This window comes from Flavobacterium plurextorum (genome assembly GCF_024638035.1).
Classification (GTDB): domain Bacteria; phylum Bacteroidota; class Bacteroidia; order Flavobacteriales; family Flavobacteriaceae; genus Flavobacterium; species Flavobacterium plurextorum.
On record NZ_CP100442.1, the window covers coordinates 2,749,423 to 2,769,375 of the forward strand.

General features: G+C 33.2%; 21 protein-coding genes. 7 read left to right on the forward strand and 14 right to left on the reverse strand.

All coding sequences use genetic code 11. From position 1 onward, the window contains the following. Positions 1-22: 22 nt before the first annotated feature. The 5 genes from NLG42_RS12200 (at position 23) to NLG42_RS12220 (ending at position 5,555) form a co-directional block, all read left to right on the forward strand. A complete protein-coding gene (locus NLG42_RS12200) occupies positions 23-1,396 on the forward strand; it encodes a CsgG/HfaB family protein (protein WP_089056525.1) in 1,374 nt (457 codons plus the stop codon). An 83-nt stretch (positions 1,397-1,479) separates the two neighbouring features. After that, positions 1,480-2,958, forward strand: coding sequence for a carboxypeptidase regulatory-like domain-containing protein (locus NLG42_RS12205; RefSeq protein WP_233207100.1), 1,479 nt, complete (start codon positions 1,480-1,482; stop codon positions 2,956-2,958). A gap of 152 nt (positions 2,959-3,110) precedes the next feature. Then, positions 3,111-4,289, forward strand: a complete 1,179-nt coding sequence (locus tag NLG42_RS12210) for an AIR synthase related protein (protein WP_099719851.1) — start codon at positions 3,111-3,113, stop codon at positions 4,287-4,289. 211 nt (positions 4,290-4,500) lie between these two features. After that, complete coding sequence (locus NLG42_RS12215) at positions 4,501-4,857, forward strand: hypothetical protein (protein ID WP_089055166.1); 357 nt, start codon at positions 4,501-4,503, stop codon at positions 4,855-4,857. Between the two features lie 92 nt (positions 4,858-4,949). Continuing rightward, the gene (locus NLG42_RS12220) at positions 4,950-5,555 is read left to right on the forward strand and encodes a GNAT family N-acetyltransferase (RefSeq protein WP_099719850.1); all 606 of its coding nucleotides are present in this window, start codon (positions 4,950-4,952) and stop codon (positions 5,553-5,555) included. 149 nt (positions 5,556-5,704) lie between these two features. On the opposite strand, the gene NLG42_RS12225 is transcribed toward NLG42_RS12220, so the two are convergent. Beyond that, the gene (locus tag NLG42_RS12225; protein WP_257683944.1) at positions 5,705-6,328 is read right to left on the reverse strand and encodes a M949_RS01915 family surface polysaccharide biosynthesis protein; all 624 of its coding nucleotides are present in this window, start codon (positions 6,326-6,328) and stop codon (positions 5,705-5,707) included. Between the two features lie 239 nt (positions 6,329-6,567). Here NLG42_RS12225 and NLG42_RS12230 point away from each other — a divergent pair, with 239 nt between their 5' ends. Both NLG42_RS12230 and NLG42_RS12235 read left to right on the forward strand, forming a co-directional pair. Then, positions 6,568-7,107, forward strand: a complete 540-nt coding sequence (locus tag NLG42_RS12230) for a hypothetical protein (protein WP_099719848.1) — start codon at positions 6,568-6,570, stop codon at positions 7,105-7,107. Positions 7,108-7,377: 270 nt separating this feature from the next. Continuing rightward, complete coding sequence (locus NLG42_RS12235) at positions 7,378-7,821, forward strand: hypothetical protein (RefSeq protein ID WP_089056530.1); 444 nt, start codon at positions 7,378-7,380, stop codon at positions 7,819-7,821. A 158-nt stretch (positions 7,822-7,979) separates the two neighbouring features. On the opposite strand, the gene NLG42_RS12240 is transcribed toward NLG42_RS12235, so the two are convergent. The 13 genes from NLG42_RS12240 to NLG42_RS12300 form a co-directional block, all read right to left on the reverse strand. Beyond that, complete coding sequence (locus tag NLG42_RS12240) at positions 7,980-9,836, reverse strand: M61 family metallopeptidase (protein WP_257683945.1); 1,857 nt, start codon at positions 9,834-9,836, stop codon at positions 7,980-7,982. A 317-nt stretch (positions 9,837-10,153) separates the two neighbouring features. Continuing rightward, a complete protein-coding gene (locus NLG42_RS12245; protein WP_089055159.1) occupies positions 10,154-10,432 on the reverse strand; it encodes a DUF2805 domain-containing protein in 279 nt (92 codons plus the stop codon). Between the two features lie 112 nt (positions 10,433-10,544). After that, positions 10,545-11,381: a sterol desaturase family protein gene (locus tag NLG42_RS12250; RefSeq protein ID WP_257683946.1), complete on the reverse strand. Its 837-nt coding sequence runs from the start codon at positions 11,379-11,381 to the stop codon at positions 10,545-10,547. A gap of 110 nt (positions 11,382-11,491) precedes the next feature. After that, entirely contained in the window at positions 11,492-11,734 is a 243-nt protein-coding gene (locus NLG42_RS12255; protein WP_089055158.1) for a GlsB/YeaQ/YmgE family stress response membrane protein, read from the reverse strand. A gap of 32 nt (positions 11,735-11,766) precedes the next feature. Next, positions 11,767-12,474, reverse strand: a complete 708-nt coding sequence (gene aqpZ, locus NLG42_RS12260) for an aquaporin Z (RefSeq protein WP_089056532.1) — start codon at positions 12,472-12,474, stop codon at positions 11,767-11,769. A gap of 30 nt (positions 12,475-12,504) precedes the next feature. Beyond that, complete coding sequence (locus tag NLG42_RS12265) at positions 12,505-12,864, reverse strand: DoxX family protein (protein WP_257683947.1); 360 nt, start codon at positions 12,862-12,864, stop codon at positions 12,505-12,507. An 86-nt stretch (positions 12,865-12,950) separates the two neighbouring features. Beyond that, positions 12,951-13,847 (reverse strand): EamA family transporter, encoded by an 897-nt coding sequence (locus NLG42_RS12270; protein WP_257683948.1) that lies wholly within the window; start codon positions 13,845-13,847, stop codon positions 12,951-12,953. A 228-nt stretch (positions 13,848-14,075) separates the two neighbouring features. Then, positions 14,076-15,230, reverse strand: a complete 1,155-nt coding sequence (locus tag NLG42_RS12275) for a peptidylprolyl isomerase (RefSeq protein WP_257683949.1) — start codon at positions 15,228-15,230, stop codon at positions 14,076-14,078. Between the two features lie 46 nt (positions 15,231-15,276). Next, positions 15,277-16,350 carry a peptidylprolyl isomerase gene (locus tag NLG42_RS12280; RefSeq protein WP_257683950.1) on the reverse strand — a complete coding sequence of 358 codons (1,074 nt, stop codon included), beginning with the start codon at positions 16,348-16,350 and terminating at the stop codon, positions 15,277-15,279. A 15-nt stretch (positions 16,351-16,365) separates the two neighbouring features. Beyond that, positions 16,366-17,013, reverse strand: a complete 648-nt coding sequence (gene gldI / locus NLG42_RS12285; RefSeq protein WP_257683951.1) for a gliding motility-associated peptidyl-prolyl isomerase GldI — start codon at positions 17,011-17,013, stop codon at positions 16,366-16,368. Positions 17,014-17,019: 6 nt separating this feature from the next. Then, positions 17,020-18,024: a DHH family phosphoesterase gene (locus NLG42_RS12290; RefSeq protein ID WP_089056538.1), complete on the reverse strand. Its 1,005-nt coding sequence runs from the start codon at positions 18,022-18,024 to the stop codon at positions 17,020-17,022. 131 nt (positions 18,025-18,155) lie between these two features. Continuing rightward, the gene (locus tag NLG42_RS12295) at positions 18,156-19,391 is read right to left on the reverse strand and encodes a voltage-gated chloride channel family protein (RefSeq protein WP_257683952.1); all 1,236 of its coding nucleotides are present in this window, start codon (positions 19,389-19,391) and stop codon (positions 18,156-18,158) included. Between the two features lie 157 nt (positions 19,392-19,548). Then, positions 19,549-19,932, reverse strand: a complete 384-nt coding sequence (locus NLG42_RS12300) for a RidA family protein (protein WP_099719842.1) — start codon at positions 19,930-19,932, stop codon at positions 19,549-19,551. Positions 19,933-19,953: the final 21 nt, after the last annotated feature.

A 19,953-nucleotide genomic window follows, 5' to 3' on the forward strand; every position in this document is an offset into this window, starting at 1 on the left:
GTTTTACTGTAAATAACTTATTATGAATAAAAGTCCCCTTTTTATACTTTTAATAACTTGCCTATTCTCAGGATGTGGAGCTTATTTTAACCAGCCTGTAGGAGTTCAAAAGGCAGTATTTGGAGAAAATACTCCTGCAACTACCGCATTAGTCGATATGCCTAAACCTAAAGAACAAATTGTTGTTGGGGTTTACAAATTTAAAGATCAGACCGGGCAGTATAAAGCTACTGAGTTAGGAAGTACTTTTAGTACTGCGGTTACTCAAGGTGCAACTTCAATTTTAATTAAAGCGCTGGAAGACTCTAAGTGGTTTATACCCATAGAACGTGAGAATCTGGGTAACCTTTTAAATGAACGAAACATTATCCGTTCCACACGTCAGGAATATGCCTCAAAAACAGAAGCTAATGAATCCGTTTTGACACCGCTTTTATTTGCGGGAGTTTTGCTCGAAGGCGGAATTATTTCTTATGATACTAATATTATAACAGGTGGTTTTGGTGCAAGATACTTTGGTGCGGGTGGTTCTACTCGTTATAGACAAGATCGTGTTACAGTATATTTAAGATTGGTCTCAACTTCTAACGGAAAAATCTTAAATACGGTTTATGTGTCTAAAACTATTTTGTCTCAAAGTGTAGACGCGAGTTTATTTAGATATGTAAATCTAAACCGACTTTTAGAAGTAGAAACTGGTTTTACTAGAAACGAACCTATTCAGTTGGCAGTTACCGAAGCAATCGAAAAAGCCGTTGAAGGTCTTATTGTAGACGGAATTAAAGATAAACTATGGGAAGTAAATGCGCCTAAAAATCAAGTTGATTCTTTTGTGGCAGAATATGATAAAGAAAAAAGTGAAGCCGATTTGGCACAATTATACAATAGAAATTTAAGTGAAAGAAGAGCTCGTTTTGGATTGGAAGCTTCTGGCGGAGTTGCCTTAATGCAGGGTGATTATGCAAATCCAGTTCCGAAACCGCTGATTAGAGGTGCCGCGAAATTTTTCTTTACACCAACATTTGCATTAAGTGCTTCATCAAATGCTTTTTGGCTGGCAAACAAAAATAAGCTCGACGCAGGATATCTTTCCTTAGACCTCAATTTAGAATGTTTAATCTTACCTCGTGATGTATTTACCCCTTATATTTTTGCTGGAACCGGGGTTGAATTCAATAAAAAATACGAAAATATAGCCAGTAAAGTTCAGTTTGGCGGCGGAGTCGAATATCTCGCAACAAATTATCTGGGAATAAAAGCCTTTGGAGAGTTTAATGTCCCCTTTAGCGATAATGTAGATTACTTAGTCAGCGGCGTTCGAGATGATTACTACTGGCGGTTTGGTTTAGGATTGACCTATTATTTCCCAAAAAGTTATAAGTACAAGAAGAAATAATAAAACCTCGTGATATTTCCGGGTTCTTTATAAAATGATTACAGGAGTAAATACAATATAAGTTTAATAAAATTATGTCTCAAATGAAAATAGGATTAAAAATTTTGGCGTGCTTTATTCTTTTGATGTCTTGTAGTGAAGAACAAGTTGACGACACAGGAACAGCAGTAGTAAAAGGAAGAGTTGTTGATATTCGAACCTACGAAGGGATCGCAAATGCCCGAGTTTTATCGAGCCCAACAACAAGCACTGTATTCTCAGATAAAGATGGTTACTTTATTATGGAAAAAGTACCAGTAGGAAAGTATTCTTTTCAAGCGCAGAAAGATGGATTTATTGCCAGATTTCAACCCGCAACAGTTGAAAAAGATGTTCCGGTAGAAATTATTTTTGAGTTAGAAGTATCTACAGCAAATAATAAACCACCCGAAATTCCTACGCTTACAGCTCCTTTGGATAATGCCACCTCTCAGGCTTTAAGTTTAGACTTGACTTGGACTTCAACAGATCCAGAAAAAGATCCAATGACGTTTCAAGTTACTGTTAAAAACGGAACGACTGATGAAGTTAAAACCTATTCTGATCTTAAGGCTACAACTTTAAAAATTACAGGTTTAGATTATAGTACAAAATACTATTGGCAAGTGTCGGCAAATGACGGAATCAATAAACCTACAAATAGTGCAATAACCTCTTTTACAACATTGGCATTTCCAAATCCGAGATATTTGTATGTTAAAAAAGTAAAAAATAATAATGTTATTTATACTGCAGATGAGGCTGGAAATGAACTTCAGCTGTCACCATCATCAATTAATAGTTACAGACCGAGAAAAAATTTGAGTATCAATAGAATTGCTTACATAAGTTCTGATGGTTCATTAAATCAAATTTTTACCATGAATCCTGATGGTACAGATGTGAAAAAAGTGACCAACTTTATTCCAATTGCCGGATTTAATATGGATCATGTTAATTATTGCTGGAGCACAAACGGAAGGCAGATAATTTATCCTAATTTTGATCAGCTTCTCCGTATAGACTCAGATGGTTCAGGTTTAGTCCAGATATTTAAAACACCAAATGGTAAGTTTATTTCGGAGTGCGAATGGAGTCAGGACGGAAGTCAGATTGTACTAAAAGTAAATGATGCTTCAGGTTATAATGTCGAAATATATGCTATAAATATGGCTGGAGATGTCTTGTATCAAATACTTTCTGGTGAAAAAGGTGCAGCAAGCGGTCTTGGTATTACGATCGATAATAATAAAGTAGTTTATACCAAAGACGTTTCTGGTTTCGAAAATTCGACCTACCGACGATTAGATTCGAGAATATTTATTTACACAGTATCAACAAATACTTCGGCAGAATTAGATACTCAAAAAGAGAATGGTTTTAATGACTTAGATGTCAAATTCTCACCAAATGAAGCAAAAGTCATCTTTGTAAATACGTCGAATGATGGATTATCTGCCAAAAACATTCAAACAGCAAGTATATCTGATAGTTCAACAAGGACGACTTTATTCCAAAACGCTGCAATGCCGGATTGGAAATAAACTTAAAAGACCAATTTTTTCAAAATAGTTAATCAGGGGAAATCGGCAGAAATTAGATTCTGCCGATTTTTTTTGTGAATCATATAATCGAATAAGTCAAAGAATTAAAAAAAGGGATTATCTTTGCACCACATCAACACAAACTAATTTTCATGAGTTCAGATTCTAGCAAAAGATATGCACAAAGAGGTGTTTCGGCATCAAAAGAAGACGTACATAACGCTATAAAAAATATTGATAAAGGCTTGTTTCCACAGGCATTTTGCAAAATTGTACCAGATTACTTAACGCAAGATTCAGAGCATTGCTTGATTATGCATGCAGACGGAGCGGGAACCAAATCATCTTTGGCATATATGTATTGGAAAGAAACTGGAGACATTTCTGTTTGGAAAGGAATTGCTCAGGATGCTTTAATCATGAATATTGACGATTTATTATGTGTTGGAGCTACAGATAATATTTTGCTTTCATCTACCATTGGAAGAAACAAAAACTTAATTCCTGCCGAAGTTATTTCGGCAATAATAAACGGAACAGAAGAATTAATCAACGAATTAAAATCTTTTGGCGTTACTATTCATTCAACAGGCGGTGAAACTGCAGATGTTGGAGATGTTGTGCGTACAATAATTGTAGACTCAACTGTTACCGCTCGTATGAAACGCAGCGATGTTGTTGATAATGCTAACATTAAAGCTGGTGATGTAATTGTTGGTTTAGCCTCTTTTGGTCAGGCAACTTACGAAAAAGGTTATAACGGCGGAATGGGAAGCAATGGTTTAACTTCTGCACGTCATGACGTTTTCGGGAAATATTTGGCTAAAAAATATCCAGAAAGTTACGATGCGGCAGTTCCAGAAGAATTAATTTATTCAGGTCAAGTTAATTTAACTGATGAAGTTGAAAACAGCCCAATTAATGCTGGTCAATTAGTGCTTTCGCCAACTAGAACGTACGCACCAATTATCAAGAAAATTTTAGATACATATACACCAAACGATATTCACGGAATGGTACATTGCAGCGGAGGCGCGCAAACTAAAATTTTACATTTTGTTCAAAATTTGCACATTATAAAAGACAATTTATTTCCAGTTCCACCATTGTTCAAGTTAATTCAAGAACAATCAAAAACAGATTGGAAAGAAATGTATCAGGTTTTCAACTGCGGTCACCGTATGGAAATCTATGTTCCTGAAAATATTGCACAAGATATTATTGCCATCTCTAAATCATTTAATGTTGATGCACAAATCGTAGGTAGAGTAGAAGCAGCTGCTGCTAAAAAACTAACAATTACCAGCGAATACGGAACATTCGAATATTAGATTTTTGAGGTTCAAAGGTTCAAAGAGGCAAAGGTTCAGAGCTACAAAGTTTTTTTGAATATTATAATCGTAGAGGCGCACGGCAGTGCGTCTGTTTATAAAGGTTTTGAATTTTTAAATATAAAATAATCATAGAGACGCACTACAGTGCGTCTTTTGTCATCTTAGACACATTGTGTTGTGTTTCTGTAATTTATAAAATACTGATATTATGTACGAACTGCTTTTTTGGAGATATTTAGACGAAATTTACTTAAACCATCATGAGGTTTACGAAGCTCTTGTTGAAAAAGAAGGAGTTATCGGCCTGGAAAAACTTCCTGTTGAGGTAATTATAAATCGCATTAATTCTGTCTTTTCAAAATGGGAAAGAATTGATGAAAACAGCTGGAAAAATAACGCAGGAAAAGGAGCTTTTCAAGTTATTACAACTCCGCAAAGTGTCAAAATAGATTGTTATGGCACCGAAGGAAAAACCATGAATCAATTGGTCGATTTGATGCTGGAATTTAAATGTCCGCTTTACGATCCGCAAGTTCCGGAGCGTTATGATGAAATGAGTGAATAAATTTTTCAGTTCAATACGTTTATGAATTTCTTCGCGATAAAAGTTTTGCTAAAAGCGCGTAGACTTTACAAAGAATAACCAAAAAGTAAACCATGGCTGTATCCAATTTTTCTTTTTCAGATACTATAATTTTAGAAGATGAGGTTGTTTTATTACGATCACTTCAAGAATCAGATGTTGAAAATTTATTAGAAATCTCAATTAATGAACCTGAAACATGGAAATATTCTTTAGTTGGTGCTGATGGAAAAGAAAATTTGATCAAATACATTCAGTCCGCTGTAAAAGCTAGAGAAAATCAAAAAGAATTTCCTTTTATAGTTTTTGATAAAAAAACTCAAAAATACGCAGGTTCAACACGTTTTTACGATATTAATCTCGAATACAAAACACTTCAATTAGGTTACACTTGGTACGGTTCTGCTTTTAGAGGAACAGGACTTAATAAACACTGCAAGTTTTTACTGCTTCAATTTGCTTTTGAAACTTTAGGAATGGAGCGTGTAGAATTTCGTGCAGACAATAATAACGAAAGAAGTGTGGCGGCAATGAAAAGTATTGGCTGTAAAGTCGAAGGCGTTTTGCGCAGTCATATGCCAACAGCAAACAGCGATGTTCGTCGCGATTCTATTGTTTTAAGTATTTTAAGAAACGAATGGTTTGATGAGGTAAAAGAAAACTTAAAGAATAAGCTTTAAAAAGAGCCATTAGCTTCACAAAATAGTACAGGGTAGGATTTTTCTTCTTCTAAAAAATACAGAAGAAAAAAGAAAGTATAGATTTGATTCCTTTAAAATCTTGACCATCATTATTGGAATTTGGAATTTTAAAAATGGATTATTTAATCCTATCCATCCTTTAATAATAAATTTTGCTCTTTTCTTATTTTGACTATTAATTGATCAATGTAAGTTTTTATTTTCTGAGGCAGTAAATTCCAGTTCGTATCCTTTTTAAAACTTCTGCAATCATCTAGATCACATTCTACAGCCCGAATCACATACTTTTTGTTATTGTAAACTGTAATAATTTTTACACGTCTTATTTCATCATATTCCGTTCTTGTTCCGTAAACAATAACAGGATCTATATATCCGTCGCCGTCAAGATCTTTTGTACTGCAGTATTTTGTCCAGAACCAAATATTGGTTTCTTTAGGATGGTAATCTTCAAGCAAATCGTTGATTCTCCATTTTTCTAAAAATCCGCCGTGATCATTAAGTACACAAATAGCTTTTATTTTTGTATTTAATGTGTCTTTTTTAGATACAGCTTGTTGATTTTCGGTTAAAACCAAACCATAAACACCACCTTTATCTTTATATTCAAATGCTCGATAGATTGGGAAATCTGAAAGCTGGTTTAGTTCTTTTTGAATTATTTGTTCTTTTGATAATTTGCTGCTTTCAACCTTTTGAGAGAAACTAAAAAGAGAGTTTAAAACAAAGAATATAAAGAATATTTTTTTCATACATTGATTTTTATAGAAAGTAAAGATATCCAGATAAAGTCAGAATAAAGACAAAAATTTCAACGGAATTTGTGATCCTGCGCAGCTCTCATTATTTGATATATTTACTATTAACTCGTTGAGTACAAGTATTAATTTTATGGATAATTCTAAAGGTTACGGTAGTAGAATTGACGTTGAATAAAATGAATTTTTTGGCGAAAGAATAATACATTTGTATAAATTAAGATTATTTGCAAATGAGCATTCAAAAAATTCCTTTAACAAAAGATGATAAAGTTATTCTTAAGAGCAGATTTAGAACACATATTTTTGCAATTATTTTTGTAGTCCTTCCCGTGTGCATTTTGCTATTTTGTATAATTGAGAGTTTGATTGATCAAATTTTGTCATCTAATTATGATTTCATGTTTTTTTTCGGATCTGCATTTGTAATTTTTCCGTCCTTTTTTTTTATCAAATACGTTGTCCCTTTTTATATAGAATCCTATAAAAATAGTAAGCAAGAAAATAAGTGGGTAATAAAAACACGTGTTTTAAATATCAAAACAAATTATCATAAAAATACAACAGGACTTGGTTATAATAAAATCAAGGAGTTAAATACTATACATGAATTTACAACAGACCTTGGCTTCAGTATTAATTCAAATAATAGATTTATTGGTAATCCAAAAAATAGTTTACAAAATGCAATTGTAACTATTGGTTCAACGCTGGAAATTCATTGTCTCGATGACAATTGTACTCAAATTTTAGTTTTTAAGAAAATTGAATAATACCATTATCAAATTTTAAAACTAGAAACAGGTCTGCTTTTTTAAAGAATTTTATTTTTAAAATTCCCTTCATGTTTCTTAGCAATACCTGATTTAAATTCTAAGTTACAGTTCAATGAACTTTTAATTTTGAATAATTACCCCAACGAATCACGATTACTTTAAATGAAAATTAGCTTGTCAAAAAGTAATGAAATTAATAAATAAGAAAAACTACTGATTTGTAAAAAAGTTCACGAAATTTGCATTTCAAATATTAGAAAAATCATTATGAAAATAAATTTAAAATCAGGAATTGATAAACTGCTTTTTGGAATGAAGCAGAACGATGTAACAGCTGTTTTAGGAAAACCTGATAAAAACTATAACGACGAAGATGATAATGTGATTTTTGTATATAATGCATACAAAATGAGATTGACATTTTATCAAGAAGAAGACTTGAAGTTAGGTTATATAGTAGCTTCTAGTAATGATTTAGAAGTTTTTGGCTTCAAGTTAATCGGAAGAAAAATTGCTGATGTAAAGAAAGATTTTGCAGCAAAAGGAATAACAAAATATACCCAAGAAACTTTTGATACGTTTGAGAATTATTTCAACGAGGACAATTGGTTTATTCTTCAAACAGAATTTGATGAAGTTGTTAAATTCGAAATTGGAGCAATCATCAATGATAAAGATGAATTTGCTTGGAAATTTCCAGTGAAGAAATAAACTCTTTTTTGTCAGGCTGAGCGGAGTCGAAGTCCAACTCAGTGCTAATTTAACTTGCGATGGCTTCGATTCGGCTCAGCCTGACAAACCTGGCAAACTACAGTATAAAAAAAACCGACAATCACTTGTCGGTTTTTTTGTTTTCAGTCAAAAGGAAATTAACCTTTCAGCCAAGCATTTTTAAGTTTTTCTTTTGAAGCATCAGTAGCTTTAAAAGTTTCAGATTCTTCGTAAGGCAGTTTTACAGTTCCTTTTACAGTTTCTTCTTTGCCGCCGCGCTTAATTTTTATAGTAATTGGATCGTTTTCTTTCCAGTTCTCACTTTCAGTTATTAGATCGTAGATATTATCTAAAGAGTAAGATTTGTTGTTTACTGAAAGAATAATATCACCGCCTTTTAGATTTAAATTTTTAAAGAATTCATTAGTTCCAACATCAGAACGAACTGCAATTTCTTTAGTCTTTTTATCTACACTAATGTATGGAGTTTGTCCTTTAATAAATACTGGCGCCGCTTTTTTCTCAACAGCTTTAGTTACACCAACTTTCGCTAAATAAAAATCATAAGGAATAGGAGTAGTTCCTGCTACATATTTGTTTAAAAATTCACCTACTTCAGGATAAGTTAGCTGTGTGATTTTAGCGAACAATTCATTATCGTTAAAAGGTTTGTCAACGCCATATTCACTAGATAATTTATGCATTAAATCAAGAATTCCTCTTTCTCCATTGCTTTTTTCTCTAATAATAATGTCAATGCACATACCAATTAAAGCTCCTTTTTGGTACACATTTAAGTATTGATCTTTATAAGGCTGTTCTAAAACATTGGCACTCATTTTAGTAAAAGACATTGTGTCGTCTAAACTTTTAGACTGCTCAATTTTATCAGCAATACGAGTGTAAAACTCACCTTCGTTAATTAAACCTTGATTGATTTGAAAAAGGTTGGCAAAATATTCTGTTACACCTTCGTACATCCATAAATGCTCGGACATTTTTGGCGCATTATAATCAAAATACTGGATCTCTTTTGAGTGAATAGTTAATGGGGTTACGATATGAAAAAACTCGTGAGAAACAACATCTTTCATTGATTCTACCAGTTTTTCTTTAGGCATTGATTCTGGCAGTACTACAGTAGTTACTGTTGGATGTTCTAAAGCACCAAAACCGTGTGCATCATCTTTTGCTAAGGTTGATAAATACAATAAAACAGTATATTTTTTATTCGCATTTACTTTTCCTAAAAAGTTTTTCTGCGCTGTCATCATTGTTTTCATTTCCGGTGTGATGCTTTCGGCAGTAAATTTTCCAGTCGGCGAGTAAACCGCAATTAAAATATCCATACCATTTACATTAAACTCAGTATAATCTGGTTTAGAATACATAATAGGATTTTCGACTAAAACAGCATAACGTGGAGTTGTAAAAACATCGCTTGTTTTGCTTGGATCCTGATCTGTCATAGAAGTTGCTCCCCAAAGTGTTTCAGGATGCGTAATAGTAACTTTATAAGGAATCTCTAATTTGTCTTGAAAATACCCTACAAATCCGTGAGTATTCACTAGAAAATTAACTCCTGCATTGATGTTGGTACCTGCAGGCGAGAAAGTATCGTCATTGCCAAAACCAGTTCCTTTTTCAGTATCGAAAGTGTCATTAACTAAATACGTGATTTTTTTTAACGCTTTTGCATTCGAAATAGACCATGAGTTATCGTCGATTCTCTTAACTGTTAAAGCATTTCCTTTTGCATCAAAAGCTTTGAAATCTTCTGAATTTTTCCCGTAGTTATCAGTAGAATAAGTTCCTGGAACAGTTTTCGGAATACTGTAAACGATCTCATCTGTTTTGATTTGCGGCGGAGTTACCGTTACTAAAACTTTGTCGTCTTTTACATCAACAAGATTTATGTTAACGTCTACAACATTGCTTTTTGCGGCAGAGGAACTTCCTGTTTTACAGCTCCAAAGTGTTATAGCAAGAGCTAAAGTGTAAAGTATTTTTTTCATTTGTTTAAGTTTAGTTATACGTATTTGACTAAAAAAAAGTAAAAATGTTACAATAAAATAAAAATAACCCAATGTTGAGATTATTTTTAACATAGAGATGTAGTTATTGGTCGCTTAAAAAGGTTTTTCACTTATTTAAAATAGACATATTTGCGAAAGAAAAATACTTCTCTTTGGTATCTTTTTCAGACATAAAATTGATACTTCTACGTGTTAAATATTTTTTATGATCTAAGTGAAACGAATAGATGAAATAAATATAATAGAACGGACTAAAAATAAATAAAAAAAACTCCTGACGCACAGGAGTTTTAATTTTAGTCGAATTTGTTTTTTATATAGTATTTACCATCTAAATCTTCATCAAAATCATCAATTTTAACGGGTTTCGGTTTTGGTTTATTGGCAATGGCTTTCTTTTTCCACATCTCAAATTTTTCAAGAGGCATTTTCTTCTTCATGATTTCAAGAACTTCTTTTTCTGCCAACCCAAATTCTTTTTTTATGACTTCAAATGGATTTTTTTCTTCTAAGGCTAATGAAACAAGCTTCTCGGTTTGTTCCCAATTCAATTCTTTGCGGTTACTCTTTTTCATCTCGTGAAAATTAATTCAAAAATAGAGGTTAATGATTAATAGATTGATTTTCATTTTATGTATCAATATTAATAAAAAAAATAATTAGTTGGTTCGATCAAGTATGTTTTTTTTACTGTTTTTTTTCGGAATTAAAGGATCGTAGTTTTTGAAACGGAATTTTTAATAAATTCTTTAATTGATTGTTTTCTTCGGGCTGCATATGCGTATCGACTCCGTAAATTAACTCTTCTTTTGGTAAAGTGGTAAAAGTTCCAAATAATCGATCCCAAACAGAGAAGATATTGCCATAATTGCTGTCAGTGTAAGGCAATACATAGTGATGATGTACTTTGTGCATATTTGGAGAAACTATAAAGTAACTTAAGAAAACATCTAATTTGTTTGGCAGCGAAATGTTGGCGTGATTAAACTGAGTTGCAATTACAGATAATGTTTGATAGAGGAAAACCATCCACATAGGACTGCCGACAATAAGAACGCCAAGAGTCGTAAATACAAATCGAATTATGCTTTCTCCAGGATGATGTCTGTTTGCAGTTGTTGTGTCTATCCAAGTGTCTGTGTGATGTATAACATGAAAGCGCCACAGGAATTTTGCTTTATGTTGAATAAAATGGACTAAATATGCGCCTATTAAATCTAATAAGAGCAGTCCAATAATGGTATAAAGCCAAATAGGGATTTCGGGCAGCCATTGTAGAATGCCAAAATGATTTTCGGTTGTCCAACTCGCTGTTTTTATTAAAATAAAAGCCAGTACAAAATTGACGATTATAGTGGTAAATGTCAGAAAGAAGTTGATTCCTGCATGCTGCCATTTATGGTATTTCATTTGAAAGAGAGGAAAAGTATTCTCTATTATCCAAAAAAAGGCAATGCCTCCTACTAATATTAAACTGCGATGTGATGATGGAATGGTGCTGATATAAGAAATAATTTCGTTCATAACAAATTGGTTTTAATAGATATGAAGTGTTCTTCCTTTAAAAAAAAGAGGAAATCAAATACTTGTATATCTGATTTCCTCTTTAAATATTATTTTTAAGTGATGCTGTTTTAAGCTTTTTTTATCAAGCTGATTATAAAAAGTAATACCCAAGCACCTCCCACAGCAACAATAATCTGCCATAAAAGTCCGCCGCCGCCAATACCGAGTTTGCCGGCAATCCAACCGCCAACAAAGCCGCCAATGATTCCAACGATAATATTACCAAATAATCCAAAGCCGGCACCTTTCCAGATCTGACCCGCAAGCCAGCCTGAAATTGCTCCTATAAGTAAGAAATATAGAAATTCCATAGTTTTAAGATTTAATAGTTATAAGAGTTAAATTATGCAGCGTCGTGATTTTGCAATAATGATTTATAAATAAATCCAGCTACAATTGCACCCAAAATTGGAGCAGCCCAGAATAACCAAACTTGTGAAAGAGGCTCGCCGCCAACAAAAATGGCTTGTGATAATGATCTCGCAGGATTTACAGATGTATTTGTAATAGGAATGCTTATTAAGTGAATTAAAGTTAAAGCTAAACCAATTGCGATACCGGCAAATCTTCCGTTTGCAAATTTATCTGTTGCACCTAAAATTACTAATAAGAAAAACAATGTTAGAACAAACTCAGCTATAAAAGCAGATTGCAGTGAATATCCATCAGGGGAGAAAGCTCCAAAACCATTTGAAGCAAAAGCTCCCGCTTTAGTATTATCAATTACAAATCCTGCTTTTCCAGAAGCGATTGTGTACAATGTTCCAGCTGCAGCAACGGCGCCAACACATTGTGCAACGATATACGGAATAAGATCTTTTGCAGGAAATCTACCGCCAGCCCATAATCCGAAAGACACAGCTGGATTAAAATGTCCGCCAGAAATATGACCAACTGCGTAAGCCATTGTTAGTACAGTTAAACCAAATGCTAAAGCAACACCCGCAAATCCAATTCCTAGTTCAGGAATTCCTGCAGCAAAAATCGCGCTTCCACAACCACCAAAAACAAGCCAATAAGTTCCAAAAAACTCTGCAAATAATTTTTTCATAATTAAATAATTTTAGATTAATAGATTTGATTAATATTGGGTGTATTGGAATGCCCAAAAAATCAAAACGATCTGTAAGAGCAAACGTACAAATAAAATCCACTTTGGTAAACCAAAACTTGCTTTTTTATTTTGATACATATACAAATTGGCTGGAAAAACTGCAATTAATAATGCAATAATTCCCCAAGCAGCAAAATGTGTCGAAAAAGAAAGCGTTAGAAGTATGCCTAATAGTATTTCGGCTGCTCCACTTAAAATATTTATTACTTTGGGGTTTTTGAATGCGGGAGGTATAATTTTAATATACATTCCAGGATTTCTAAAATGATTTAGTCCTGCAAGTATATAAAGAATTGCCATCAAATATAAATGCCAAGGTAAATTCATGATAGATAGTAGTTTATCACGAATTTATAAAAAAATTAACAATTATAACATTACAAGGTGCTTTTTTTTAACAGAGAGTTAGAAGCTTATTTGCTGCGTTTAAAATTTACATTCATAATAATGATCGCCAGAATAATTAAAACTATTCCAATCCATTGAGAAAAAATCACTTTTTCATTCAATAAAACATAAGCCATCATTACAGAAACAGGTAATTCTAATGCCGAAACAATACTGCCTAATCCAATTCCCGTTAACGGAAAACCTAAGTTCAGTAACATAGGAGGGATGATTGTACCAAATAAAGCTAGAATAATTCCCCACTTAAAGAAAATATCAAGATTGAAAGAACCAGTCTGCGTAAAAAAAGCAAAGGAGAATATAATTACTGCACCGCCCAAAAGCATATATAAGCTTCGTTGAGCCGATGAAATTTCTGTAGCGACACGATTAGCAGTAAACATTGTTGTAGTAAAGGATGCAGCAGCTAATACACCCCAAACAATTCCGCGCCAATCTAGTGCAATATCATTATTGATAATATTAGTAGCTAAAACTGTTCCAACAAGAACAATTAAAACCGCAATAACTTTTTGTTTCGAAGGCAGTTTTTTTTCTAAAATCATTTCAAGTAAAACTCCCATCCAAACAGTTTGCATTAATAATACGATACCTATAGAAACTGGAATATATTTTACTGCGAGATAATAAAACAAACTTGTCATTCCTAATGATGTTCCCGCAAGCATTAAACTGAATATGTTTTTTGATGAAGCTTTTACAGCGGTTCCTTTGTTTTTTACTTTTTGAAAAGCGTTTATAAGTAAGATACCAAGTATACCAAGTATAAATTGAGAAGTTGTAACTTCGGCTGTTGTATATCCTTCAGTGTAAGCCATTTTTACGAAAGTAGCTAACATTCCGTAAGTTGTAGCTCCTAAAGCAACTAAAAAAACTCCTTTTAATACATTGTTTTGTAACATTTTTATGATTTGTTTTGAAAAAATTAAGCGGGCAAAGGTAAGGTATTTTGTTTAGGAATTAATAGAAAATATACGCAAACGTTATCATTGTACTTGTTTTAGGTTTGTGTTTTAGTGCTATTTTAAGGATTTTGCAGAAGAATGTTTTTGGTAGGAATAAAAAAAGTTCCCAAAGATTTGAACTTTTGGGAACTTTAATTATTATTTCAAAAAAGGAATTTGAAAGTATTATTTTGTTGGTTGATTTTGATACGTTTCAATTTCAAAAATCAAAGTTGCGTTTGGCGGAATTACGCCTCCAGCTCCTTTTTCACCATAAGCTAGGTTTGAAGGAAGGAAGAAGATTGCTTTTTCTCCGTCTGTCATCATATCTAAAGCTTCGATAAATCCAGGAATCATACCATCTTTTTTACCTACTGTAAAAGGAAAAGCCTTGTATCCGCCTTGAGCGTCTCTGCTTGCGTCGTATTTGCCATAAGCTTTTGCTACACTGCTCATGCTGCTGTCAAAAAGACTTCCATCTTCAAAATAACCTGCATAATGAAAGTAAATTGAAGAACCTTCAGCACCTTTTACACCAGTTCCTTTTTGTGTAATTACATATTTTAAGCCAGAAGCTGTTGTAGTTGCTTTAGCCTTATTTGCAGCAAAATAAGCAGCTTTGTCTTTAATTACTTTTTGACTTTCGGCTTTTTTAGCTTCTTGTTTTTTAGCATCATCCGTAAGGACTTTTACAGCATCAAATTTTTTAGCTGCTGCACCTTTACGAGTAATGGTGATTTTTGTCATTATATCGTCTTGAACAATCTTATTTACATTATCCATTCCAGATACAACATGTCCAAAAATAGTGTGTTTACCATTAAGCCATGGAGTTTCTTTGTGGGTAATAAAAAATTGGCTTCCATTTGTTGCAGGTCCAGAATTAGCCATTGCAAGAATACCGCCTTTTTCGAATTTCAATTCTTCGACAAATTCATCTTTAAATGAATATCCAGGACCTCCAGAACCATTTCCGTCAGGATCTCCTCCTTGAATCATGAAATCATTTATAACTCTATGAAATTTTAAACCATCGTAAAATGGTTTTCCTTTAAGTCTCTCCACTTTTACATTAGGATTTTTTCCTTCTGCAAGAGAAATAAAATTAGCTACAGTTACAGGAGTTTTAACATATTCTAATGAAAGAACGATGTCTCCTTTTGTTGTCGAGATAGTAGCAAAGATTCCCTCATCAGGGTTTGGTTTTGCGACAGGTTTAGCTGCAGGTTTTGTAGTTGTTACTGCTGGCTTAGCAGCGGGTTTTGCGGCTGGTTTTTTAGTAGTCTGCGCTTGAATATTTACAACCGCTAAACAAAATAAAAATAAAAGTTTAAACTTCATTGCATTTTAAATTTAAGTCAAGAAATAATAATTACAAGTTTTATAATTATGGTTTTTCTAATAATTGAACTTCAAAAATAATATTTGCATTTGGTGGTATAACACCGCCAGCTCCAGTTTCTCCATATGCTAAATGAGCAGGAATAAAAAGTACTGCTTTATCTCCAAAAGAAAGCTGCTCGATACCTTCGATAAAACCAGGAATCATACCGTCTTTACGACCTGCAGTGAAAGGAATTGGCTGATAACCTTTTGCTTCAGCTCTTGCTGCATCAAATTTTCCAAAAGCTTTGTTTACGTCTTCAATACTTGAATCAAATAAAGTTCCATCTTCTAAGAAACCTGCGTAATGAATGTATATGTGAGCGCCAGTTGCTGGTTTTTTGCCAGTACCTTTTTCAGTGATTATGAATTCTAAACCAGAGTGTGTTTTTGTTGCTTTAGGTCTTATAGAAGCGTAATAATCTACTTTTTCTTTTTGAACTCCTGCAAACTTACTTTTCTCTTGTGAAGCTTCTGCAAAATAATCGTGAAGTACTTTTTCTGCATCAAATTTTTTGGCAGCTTCTCCATTTCTAACAATAGTAACAGAAACAATACTGTCACCTTGTACAACTTTGTTTACTACTTCTTGACCTTTGTCAACAACATGGCCAAAAATTGTATGTTTTCCGTCTAACCAAGGAGTTTCAGTATGAGTAATAAAAAATTGACTGCTGTTTGTACCAGGACCATTATTTGCCATTGCTAAAACACCAGCTTTGTCGAATCTTAAATCTGAGATTTCATCTTTAAATTTATAGCCAGCATCTCCAGAACCAGTTCCTTCAGGATCTCCAGTTTGAATCATGAAATTTTCTATAACTCTATGAAATTTTAAACCATCATAAAAATGTTTCTTTTTTAAGTAATCTTTGGTAACAAACTCATTTTTACCTTCAGCTAAGGTTACAAAGTTGGCTACAGTAACAGGCGCTTTTTTATAATCTAATTCAACAATTATATATCCTTTGTTCGTTTCAATATCGGCATATAAACCATCAGGAAGGCTGCTGTTTTCATTTTTACAAGAGTAAAACGAAGCAGCTGTTAGTAATAAAACTAAAATACTTTTTTTCATTTTTTTTAATGTTTTTTATGGGTTTATTGTGTCTTTTTTTGGTGAAGCTGCTGGAACTGGTGTTGTACTTTTTACAGCTTGTTTTGGTGCGGCGGCAGTCGCAGGAGCGGCTGCTGGATCAGGAACAAAATTACGAAGTGTAACAGTACAGATTAAAGGCTGATTTGGTCCTATTTTTTTATTATCGCCGTGATATCCGTAAGCAATATGTGATGGAAATAAAAAGGTAACAGTTTCATTTTTTTTCATGTATTTGATTCCGTCACGTAATCCCATCATAATATCTTGTTTGTCTACATAATACGTCTGCGGGCCAAGATCAGCTTCTGAATAGATGATTTTGCCATTGATGTCTTTTACTTCTAAATTAAAATAGGCAATGTCTCCTTTTTTTGGTGTAGCCGTATCAGTATTATTTTTTTCATCATAAGAAAACCAATATCCTTTTCTAGTAGCGTAGTACTTTACTTTTGGATTTGTTTTTATGATCTTTTTGATAACATCTTCTTCATTTGCAACCAGTTTTTTGTTTCTATCGGCTGATTTTTTCATAAAAGTACCCGAAGCTCTTGAAATTGGTTTTCGAGCTTCTTCGTGATGTTTACAGCCTGCAAGTAAAACAGTAAAAAGCAGTGTGTAAATACTAATTTTTAAGTAGTTCATACGGGGTTATATTTTTAGTTTACTTACTAAATCTTCAAACTTTTTAAGCGTTTCTTCCATTGTTGTTTCAGATCTTCCGCCAGCTGCGTTGCTGTGGCCTCCGCCGTTAAAATGGTCGCGTGCAAATTGGTTTACATCAAAACCTCCTTGTGAGCGGAATGAAATTTTGATGATTTTTTCGTCTTTATTTTCTATAAAAATAGCTGTAAAAACAATACCTTTTATACTTAATCCGTAATTTACAATTCCTTCAGTATCACCTTTTACATAATTAAACGAATCTAATTCGTCTTGTGTAAGTGATGTATATGATGTTTGATGTTCTTCTAAAACTTTCATGTTTTGAAGTGCACGTCCTAATAATTGCAAACGACTGTACGAACTGTTATCAAATAATAAAACTGGAATTTGAGTGTTCTCAACACCTAAATCAATTAATTCTGCAATAATTCGGTGTGTGTTTCCTGTTGTTCCCGGAAAACGGAATGAACCAGAATCGGTCAAAATTCCAGTGTAAATACAAGTTGCGATAGTTTTATCAATATCTTCTTTTTTGTTTAAAAAGGAAATAAAGTTATAAACCATTTCACAAGTAGATCCGTATGAAGTATCAGAATAAGTATAAGCTGCATAATCATCAGGTTTTTGATGATGATCAATCATAATGAAAGGTGCAGTTAATCGAGCCAAAGTGTGTTCCATTTCGCCTACACGATGCAGAGCATTGAAATCAAGAGTAAAAATTAACTCGGCTTCTTCTAATATTTTGGTGCAGTTTTCAGTATCTTTTTCAAAGATTTTAACGGTTTCTGAGCCTGGCAGCCAAGCTAAGAAATCAGGAAAATCATTCGGCGCAATTACAGTTGGCTGATGATTATTTTTGAGTAAAAAATGATATAAACCTAATGTAGATCCCATAGCATCACCATCTGGGCCTCTATGTGGAATTATTGCGATTTTTTTTGGAGCGGCAAGCAACAATTGTATTGCTTGAATATCTTGTATTTTCATAGTGTGCGAATTTACATTTTTTTAATGTAATGTTGAAATCATTTTATAGATTAACACACTTTTATCAATTGTTGGTTTTTGATCCTATTTTTTATTGCAAATGATAATTGAAAACGTTGATAAAGACTAAATTAAAGCCATTTTTGGTACAGCTTATATTTAGCTCCTTTAACAATCTGCGATTTATAAATACCAATTGAACCTGAAGAAAAGTAAGCAATTGTGCAGCCAATTGCGATAAATATTCCAGGCTCAATGCCAAATAATTCCATTCCCATAATGGTGCAGGCGATAGGAGTATGGGTTGCTCCCGAAAAGACAGATACAAATCCTATTCCTGCTAAAAGTGCGATAGGCATCGGGATAATTAAAGATAAAGCACTGCCTAGAGTCGCTCCTACAAAAAATAATGGAGTTACTTCGCCGCCTTTAAAACCTGCTCCTAAGGTGAATCCTGTGAATAAAATTTTAAGCAAAAAATCATACCACTGACTTGGGTTTGAAAATGATTCAACGATTATAGGAACGCCTAATCCAGAGAATTTAGTAAAACCAAATCCTGCAATTGCAATGGCTAAAATTGTTCCTCCAATAACAGGACGAAGCGGAGGATATTTAATGTTTTTTGAAAAAAGCGAACTCCAAAAATGGGTGCTTCTTGAAAAAAGTAAAGCTGCAAAACCTGAAAGAAGACCAATTAATAAAGTGTAAAAGATGTTCAAAATGCTTAGTTCGGGTATTATAGGAATGCTGTAATGAGTATGTTTAATTTCCCAAAATTCTACCGTAAAATAAGCAGCATACGCTGCAAGAAATGATAAGACTATGCTTTTAAAATTGATTTTACTGAAATATAAAACTTCTAACGCAAAAATTGCGCCTGCCAAAGGTGTTCCAAAAACAGAAGCAAAACCTGCACTGATCCCCAGGATTATTAGAATTCTGCGTTCAGAATTGTCTAATTTGAAAATTCTGGTGAATTGATCAGCGATCGCGCCTCCCATTTGTACTGCAGTTCCTTCGCGGCCGGCTGAACCTCCAAATAAATGTGTAATTAAGGTTCCTAAAAGTACTAAAGGAGCCATTTTAAAAGGAATTACTTTTTTTGGTTTTTCATATTCCTCAAGTAGTAAATTATTGCCTTTTACAACAGATTCTCCCCAATAATAATAACTCAAGCCTACCAAAAATCCACCAAAAGGCAAAAGCCAAATAATCCAATCGTGCTGTATTCTAAATTGCGTAACCCATTCTAAGGAAACTAAAAAGAAAGCAGATGCAGATCCTGAAAGTATACCGATTAAACCGCAGATAAAAATCCATTTTAGAATGTAAAGCGGTAATTGTTTTAGGTTTTGGGAAATCATTAATTGTGTTTGAATTTTTCTCTGCCACGAATTTCACGAATTTTCACGAATTAATGTTTTTTTTATTAAAGAAAACAAAAGAAATCTTTTAAAATCCTTTAATCAGTGGCAAAAAAAAATAATTAGTGGGAATTCGTGAAATTAGCGGCAAAAAAAACTATTGTACAACAGCTGTAAATTCAATTTCAACTAAATATTCAGGAGCAACTAATTTACTTATTTCATAAAAACCAGTTGTTGGCTTTACATCTTTAAAGAAAGCAGAATGTGCTCTGGCAACATCTTCAAAAGTAGAAATGTTGGTAGTAAAAATTCGAGTTCTAATTACATCTTTCATTCCAACATTCAAATCTTCCAAAACCTTTTCTACACGTTCAAGAATGTTATAGGTTTGTGCATAAGCGTCATCTGCTTTAACATTTTCGCCGTCAACAATTGCAACAGTGCCGGAAACTTCAATGATATTGCCAATTCTTACAGCGCGGCAATATCCCATTTTGTCTTCCCACGGTGATCCTGTTAAGATATTTTCTCTTTTCATTTTGTGTGTTTTTTTGAATTG